Source organism: Streptomyces sp. NPDC055815 (assembly GCF_053616475.1).
The window spans coordinates 1-6978 of record NZ_JBSHDU010000150.1 but is presented as its reverse complement, the minus strand read 5'-3'; the positions used below and the strand labels follow the sequence as shown (position 1 = coordinate 6978).

5 protein-coding genes are annotated in these 6978 nt (G+C 72.5%); 1 reads left to right on the top strand and 4 read right to left on the bottom strand.

The features are described from left to right. Nucleotides 1-203: 203 nt before the first annotated feature. The 4 genes from ACWGN5_RS41375 to ACWGN5_RS41360 all read right to left on the bottom strand — a co-directional run bounded on the left by ACWGN5_RS41375 (nucleotide 204) and on the right by ACWGN5_RS41360 (nucleotide 6416). A complete protein-coding gene (locus ACWGN5_RS41375; protein WP_453524082.1) occupies nucleotides 204-1655 on the bottom strand; it encodes an aminopeptidase in 1452 nt (483 codons plus the stop codon). 99 nt (nucleotides 1656-1754) lie between these two features. Beyond that, a complete protein-coding gene (locus tag ACWGN5_RS41370) occupies nucleotides 1755-2159 on the bottom strand; it encodes a hypothetical protein (protein WP_453524079.1) in 405 nt (134 codons plus the stop codon). A gap of 78 nt (nucleotides 2160-2237) precedes the next feature. Further along, nucleotides 2238-2594, bottom strand: coding sequence for a hypothetical protein (locus tag ACWGN5_RS41365; protein WP_453524076.1), 357 nt, complete (start codon nucleotides 2592-2594; stop codon nucleotides 2238-2240). Nucleotides 2595-2687: 93 nt separating this feature from the next. Beyond that, nucleotides 2688-6416: an ABC transporter ATP-binding protein gene (locus ACWGN5_RS41360; RefSeq protein ID WP_453524073.1), complete on the bottom strand. Its 3729-nt coding sequence runs from the start codon at nucleotides 6414-6416 to the stop codon at nucleotides 2688-2690. A gap of 150 nt (nucleotides 6417-6566) precedes the next feature. On the opposite strand from ACWGN5_RS41360, the gene ACWGN5_RS41355 reads away from it, so the two are divergent. Beyond that, complete coding sequence (locus ACWGN5_RS41355) at nucleotides 6567-6938, top strand: hypothetical protein (protein ID WP_453524070.1); 372 nt, start codon at nucleotides 6567-6569, stop codon at nucleotides 6936-6938. The last annotated feature ends 40 nt before the right edge of the window (nucleotides 6939-6978 follow it).

Here is a 6978-nt window from a genome sequence, read left to right as displayed (position 1 = left end):
CAACGGAACGGCGCCCTTGCCGGCGCCCGAGGCTTCCGCGCCAGAACCCGCACCCCGTGCGCAGTGCACTGGTGGTGCGGGTCCAGGCCCGGAACGCGGAGGCGCCGCTGGGCGCGCCGTCCCGTGTGCCCACCCGTCCCGCCCTGCGGGACGATTGCCCACACGGGCGGTGGCACCGCCCCGCCGGGCGCGGGCCCAACGTGCTACGGGCGCAGGCCGTGTTCGCGGGTGGCGTCCTCGTCGACCGGCACGTCGACGCGCGCGTCGAACGCGGCGAGCGGCTTCGCCGCCGCCACCGACGGCGCCGAGACCCCCGCCCACGCCAGAATGCGGGCCGTCGCCTTGTCGCGCTCGGCCTGGACCAGGCCCGCGACGTTCGCGCCGTGGTTCATGCCGGGCGCCACGTACACGTAGGAGTCACGCGTGCCCTTGCCGACGCGGAACTGCTCCGAGCCCCACGGGTCGTTGCCGCCGTAGACGAAGAGCATCTGGTTCGCGTTCTTGCGGACCCAGTCGTCGACGTCGCGCATGACCCACGGCTTGAACTTCATGGGGATCGAGCTCGGCACGAAGCTGCTGGCCGGCTGGTAGCCGTAGCGGCTCAGGCCGTCGAGGTGCGGCTGCTTGATGGTGGGCGAGCCGAGCTCGGTCGCCGCCTGGTAGTAGTACGGCGTGTAGTACTCCAGGCCCTGGTCGGTGTACGCGGACCAGCCGGAGTACGCGTCGATCGTCTCGTACACGACGTCGTCGCTCGCGGTCGCCGCGTCCGGGATCTGGTCGCAGACGTCCTGGCCGTAGTACTGCCAGAAGCCCCACACGAAGTCGAGGACGACGGCCTCGTACGCCTTGTCGAGCGAGCCGACCGTGTTGAAGGTGGCGCCCTCGGACTCGGCCCAGGCCTTGTACTTCTTCTCCAGCGGCTCCCGGCGCACGAGCGCCTCGCGCTGCATGTTGTTCAGGCGGTCGCGGCAGTCCTTCGTGCCGACGGTCTCGAAGAACCGGTCGTAGGCCGAGTCCTCCTTGTTGACCACGTCGTTCGGCGCGACGTACGCGACGACGCCGTCCATGTCGCGCGGGTAGAAGCGCTCGTAGTACGTGGCGGTCATGCCGCCCTTCGAGGCGCCCGTGGACAGCCAGTTCTTCCCGTAGACCGACTTCAGCGCCGTGTAGATGCGGTGCTGGTCGCTGGCCGCCTGCCAGATGTCCAGCTTCGACCAGTCGGCCGGCTGCGGGCGGGACGGCGTGAAGAAGCGGTACTCCATGGAGACCTGGTTGCCGTCGATGATCCGGGTCGGCTCGGTCCGGCTCGGCGTGGTGGAGAGACCGTAGCCGCTGGTGCGGAAGACGGTCGGGCGGCTCGTGTCCTTGTGGAGGATCGAGATCCGCTGCTGGAACGTGCCCGCCCACGGGCGCTTGTGGTCGATCGGCTGCTCGTAGTTGAGGACGAAGTAGCGGTAGCCCGCGTACGGCTTCTCCTCGATCAGGCTCATCCCGGGGATCGCCAGGATGCGGTCCTTGATGTCCGTGCTCGTGCTCTGCGAGTCGACGACGGCCGCGCTGCCGGTCTCCGTGTCCGCGGCGGTAGCCACACCGGTCGACCCGACGGTGCCTATGAGCACCGAAAGCGACAGCGCCCATCTCAGCGACTTGCGCATTCACCCTCCCCTTGGTTCACAACGGTGTCGCGAACCTAGCGGGGACAACGTGCGGACCGCCAGACCCAGTTGGTCCTTACCCTTGGACTTTCCTGTACATCAGCACAGGATCCAGCCCGTAGCCGTCCCCTGGCCCGCCACGGAACCGCTCGCCCGGACGCAGCGGTTGAGCGCGTGGACGGTCAGCGGGCCCGCCTGCCGGTCGAACCGCCCCGACCGGACGACGGCCCGCCCGCCGCGCGGCTGGATCGTCACCGCCATCGGGCGGCGCGGGCCCGGGCGCTTGGCGACGGTGACGGCGCAGACGTACTGGCGGGTCCGGTAGAGGCGCAGCTCGCCGGTGGCGAAGGTGATCGTCCGGGTGGGCCGGCCCTGGCAGACGGACGCGGCGTCGGCGATCCCGCCGCCGGGCCCGGGGCCGGGGAGGAGGAGCAGCGCGAGGGCGGCGAGGAGCGGGACGAGCACGCGGGCGAGCGTCCGGAGCGTGCCGGCGTCTGTGGTCATGCGTTCCTCTCCCGGGCGAGTCGTCGTACGGCCGTACGACGCACGAGGCCCGAGAATGGTTGCCTCCGCATGTACGGGTCAGGCGAAGGCCGTCATGACCAGCAGCACGAAGACGAGTTCCGCGCCGAGCTGGGTCCAGAACGCGGCCCGGCGGACGGTGCCGCGCTCCGTGCTCTGGGCGGTCACGAAGGCCACGGCCGCCAGCGCCAGGATCACGAGGTACAGCCAGCCCGGGGTCGATCCGCAGCCCTCCCCGTACGTGACGCAGCGGGCCGCGTTCTCCGTGGTGAGGGCGACGATGCCGGCGAGCACGGTCGCGGGCACGAGGAGACCGGCCCAGAGCACGGACCGCTTCCGCAGCCGCCGGGCCTCCAGGTCGGCGGCGGAGGGAACGGCGGGCGAGACGGTGGCGCGGGCGCGGGGGGCGTGGCTCATGTCCCCGATTCAAGCCGGGCGGAGGGGGTGGGGGATCCGCCGGGGTACTCATCCGGCGGACCCCCCGTACTCAGACCGGACCAAGACCCGCGCTCACACCCGCTCCGGCTCCGCCTCCCCGATGAACGTGTTCCACAGCATCGCGTACCGGCCGCCCAGGGCCAGGAGTTCGTCGTGGGTGCCGTCCTCCGCGACCCGGCCGTGGTCCATCACGACCACCCGGTCCGCGCGCGCGGCCGTCGTCAGGCGGTGGGCGACGACGAGGGTCGTACGGCGGCCCGCGAGCCGGTCGGTGGCCTGGTTGACCTGGGCCTCGGTCGCCAGGTCCAGGGCCGCCGTGGCCTCGTCGAGGAGCAGGATGTCCGGGTCGACGAGCTCGGCGCGGGCGAGGGCGATCAGCTGGCGCTGCCCGGCGGAGAGGTTGCGGCCGCGCTCGGCGACCTCGTGGAGGTAGCCGCCGTCGAGCGTGGCGATCATGTCGTGCGCGCCGACCGCGCGGGCCGCCGCCTCGACCTCGGCGTCGGTGGCGTCGGGGCGGCCGTACGCGATGGCGTCGCGGATCGTCCCGGCGAAGAGGTACGCCTCCTGGGGGACGACGCCGAGCCGGTGGCGGTACGCCGTGAGGTCGAGGTCCCGCAGGTCGGCGCCGTCGGCGGTGACCCGGCCGCCCGTCGGGTCGTAGAACCGGGCGACCAGCTTGACCAGGGTGGACTTGCCGGCGCCGGTCTCGCCGACGAAGGCGACGGTCTGCCCGGCGGGGATGCGGAGGTCGATCCCGGTCAACGCCTCTTCCTCGTCGCCGTACGCGAAGGACACGTCCTCGAAGGCGATCTCGCCGCGCAGGGAGAGGACGTCGAGGGGCGCGTCGGCGGCGGCCGTCGACGTCGGCTCCTGCAACAGCTCCTGCATCCGCTTCAGCGAGACGGCGGCCTGCTGGTAGCCGTCGAAGACCTGCGAGAGCTGCTGCACGGGGGCGAAGAAGAGGTCGATGTAGAGGAGGTAGGCGACGAGGGCGCCGGTGGTGAGGGTGCCGGCCTCGATGCGGTTCGCGCCGACGATCATGACGGCGGCGGCCGCGACGGAGGACAGCAGGGTGACGAACGGGAAGTAGACCGAGATCAGCCACTGGCCCCGGACGCGCGCCTCGCGGTACGAGTCGCTGCGCTCCGCGAACCGGGCCGCGCCCGAGCGCTCGCGGCGGAAGGCCTGGACGATCCGGAGGCCGGCGACGGACTCCTGGAGGTCGGCGTTGACGACGCTGATCCGCTCGCGCGCCAGCTCGTACGCCTTCACGCTGGAGCGGCGGAAGTAGTACGTGGCGATCGCGAGGACCGGCAGGGTCGCGAAGACGACCAGGGCGAGCTGGAGGTCGAGCACGAGCAGCGCGACCATGATCCCGAAGAAGGTGACGACAGAGACGAAGGCGGTGACCAGGCCCGTCTGCAGGAAGGTCGACAGGGCGTCGACGTCCGTGGTCATCCGGGTCATGATCCGGCCGGTGAGCTCGCGCTCGTAGTAGTCGAGGCCGAGCCGCTGGAGCTGGGCGAAGATCTTCAGGCGCAGCGCGTACAGGACCCGCTCGCCGGTGCGGCCGGTCATCCGGGTCTCGGCGGTCTGCGCGACCCACTGCACGAGGACGGTGACGAGGGCGAGCGCGGAGGCCGCCCAGACGGCGCCGATCGCGAGCCGGTTCACGCCCTCGTCGATGCCGTGCCGGATCAGGACCGGCAGCAGCAGGCCGGCGCCCGCGTCGAGGGCGACCAGGCCGAGGCTGATGAGCAGCGGGACGCCGAAGCCGCGGAGCAGCCGGCGCAGCCCGTACGCGTCCTCGGGCGACACGGCCCGGGCCTCGTCGATGTCGGGGGTGTCGGTGGCCGGGGGCAGGGCCTCGACGGCGGCGAGCAGTTCGGGGGTCGCGCCGGGCACCGGGCTCTCGCGGCCGGTGGTCTCGTCCCGTACCCACAGGGTGGGGGTGATGCCCCGCTCGGCGTCGAACTCGGCGTCCAGCTCGGCCCGCAGCGTGCGGTCCTCGGGGAGCTCCTCCGGCGGCGTGAGGTGGCCGGGCGAGACGGCGCCGAGCTCCTCGGGGTCGGTGAGGAGACGGCGGAAGAGCGGGGAGCGCTGCTCCAGCTCCGCGTGGGTGCCGATGTCGGCGAGGCGGCCGTCGTCGAGGACGGCGATGCGGTCGGCGAGGCCGAGGGTGGAGCGGCGGTGGGCGATGAGCAGGGTCGTGCGGCCCGCCATCACGGACTTGAGGGCCTCGTGGATCTCGTGCTCGACCTTGGCGTCGACGGCGGAGGTGGCGTCGTCGAGGAGGAGCAGCCGGGGGTCGGTGAGGATCGCGCGGGCGAGGGCGACGCGCTGGCGCTGGCCGCCGGAGAGGGTGAGTCCGTGCTCGCCGACCTTGGTGTCGTAGCCGTCGGGGAGCTCGGCGATGAAACGGTCCGCCTGGGCGGCGCGGGCGGCGGTCTCGATCTGCTCGCGGGTGGCGTCGGGGACGCCGTACGCGATGTTCGCGGCGACGGTGTCCGAGAAGAGGAAGGAGTCCTCGGGGACGAGGCCGACGGCGGCGCGCAGGGAGTCGAGGGTGAGCTCGCGGACGTCGTGGCCGCCGACGAGGACGGCGCCGTGGGTGACGTCGTAGAAGCGGGGCAGGAGGAGCGAGACGGTGGACTTGCCGGAGCCGGAGGCGCCGACGACGGCGACGGTCTCGCCGGGCCGGATCTCCAGGGAGAAGCCGTCGAGGACCGGGCTGATATTGCCGGAGGCGCCCTCGTACGCGAAGGAGACGTCGTCGAACTCGACGGTGGCGGGCGCGTCGGCCGGCAGCTCCCTGGTCCCGTCCTTGATGACCGGCTCGGTGTCGATGAGGTCGTAGACCCGCTCGACGCCGGCGCGGGCCTGCTGGCCGACGGTGAGGACCATGGCGAGCATGCGGACCGGGCCGACGAGGGAGGCCAGGTAGGCGGAGAAGGCGACGAACGTGCCGAGGGTGATCTGGTGCCGGTAGGCGAGCCAGCCGCCGAGGGCGAGGACCGCGACCTGGCCGAGGGCGGGCACGGCCTGGAGGGCCGGGGTGTACTTCGAGTTCAGCCGGATCGTCCGCAGGCGCCCGGCGAAGAGCTCCCTGCCGGCTTCCCGGATCTTGCCGGTCTCCTGGTCCTCCTGCCCGAAGCCCTTCACGACCCGGACGCCGGTCACGGCCCCGTCGACGACCCCGGCGACCACGGCGGCCTGCTGCTGCGCGTGCCAGGTGGCGGGGTGGAGGCGGGTGCGGCTGCGCTTGGCGATCCACCAGAGGGCGGGGGCGACGGCGAGCGCGACGAGGGTGAGCGGGATCGAGAGGTAGGCCATGACGGCCAGCGAGATGAGGAACAGCAGGATGTTCCCGATGGTCATCGGGAGCATGAAGAGGAGGCCCTGGATCAGCTGGAGGTCGCTGGTGGCCCGCCCGACGACCTGCCCGGTGGACAGCTCGTCCTGCCGCCGCCCGTCGAGCCGGGTGATGGTGCCGTACATGTCGATGCGCAGGTCGTGCTGGACGTCGAGGGCGAGCCGGCCGCCGTAGTAGCGGCGCACGTAGGTGAGGACGTAGACGAGGACGGCGGCGCCGATGAGCAGCCCCGTCCAGACGCCGAGGTCCCGGGTCTTCGTCCCGATGACGTCGTCGATGATCACCTTGGTGACGAGCGGCACGAGCGCGAGCACGGCCATGCCGGCGAGGGAGGACCCGAGCGCGAGCAGCGTGTTCGCCTTGTACCGCCACGCGTACCCGGCCAGCCTGCGCGCCCAGCCCTGCTGTTTCTCCCCGACCGCCGCCACGAGGGCCTCCCATCCGTCCTGCTCTACCGGAAGCCCCAACACGGCCGACGTGCGATTTCATCCCGCCGCAACAATTCCCGCCGGAGCGGGGTAGGAGTCCCCGGGGCCGCCGAACGGTCGGTGCCATGGACGGAGGGGAAGGGGAGGTCCGTGGGGAAGGTCGAGGACGGGAAGCCGTACCAGTGGGGGCGGCTGTACGCGGCGTTACGGGCGGTGCACGGGTTCGCGGCGACCGGGCGGCTCGTCCCGGCGACGGACCGGGAGCTGAAGGACACGGCCGGCAGGCCGCGGACGGTCTTCGAGGGCTTCCTGCGGAACGCGGGCCTCGACGTCTTCGCCGCCCGGCAGCGGGGCGGGGCCGTCGCCGAGGCGGCGGCGGTGGCCTTCGCCGACGTGGCGCGGCTGATACCCCCGCGGCGCATGGACAGCGACCAGATCACCCCGCAGGCGGAGCAGTTCCGCCAGGGGTACGAGGCGCAGCTCGCCGAGTACCGGAAGGCCTGGGAGGGGCTCGTCGACTGAGCGGGCGGCCCCGCCCGGCCCCCCACGGGCCGGGCGGGGC